Source organism: Anoxybacillus sp. LAT27, from assembly GCF_022030075.1.
Lineage (GTDB): Bacteria > Bacillota > Bacilli > Bacillales > Anoxybacillaceae > Anoxybacillus > Anoxybacillus kestanbolensis.
In genome coordinates this window covers 1-364 of record NZ_JAIWYK010000092.1, presented here as the reverse complement: position 1 = coordinate 364, position 364 = coordinate 1, and the positions used below count along the sequence as shown (strand labels likewise).

General features: G+C 35.2%; 1 protein-coding gene. It reads left to right on the top strand.

The genetic code is table 11. The features are described 5' to 3' along the window. A partial coding sequence (locus LD028_RS08645; protein WP_237811571.1) for a transposase occupies positions 1-364 on the top strand: 364 nt, incomplete at both ends.

The window sequence follows — 364 nt, the reverse complement described above, 5'->3', positions numbered from 1 at the left end:
TAGATCAAAGAGAATTAAACGACCAAAAAGCACTGGCCATTGATTTAGGATTAAACAATCTTGCCACTTGTGTCACATCAGACGGCAGATCATTCATCATTGATGGGCGGAGATTAAAAAGTATAAATCAATGGTTTAACAAAGAAAATGCCAGACTTCAAAGCATAAAAGATAAGCAAAAAATCAAAGGCACCACTCGTAAACAGGCTTTGCTTGCTATGAATCGCAATAATAAAGTGAATGATTATATCAACAAGACTTGCCGTTACATCATTAACTACTGTATTGAAAATCAAATTGGCAAACTTGTCATTGGCTATGCGGAAACATGGCAACGCAATATGAATCTAGGAAAAAAGACAAA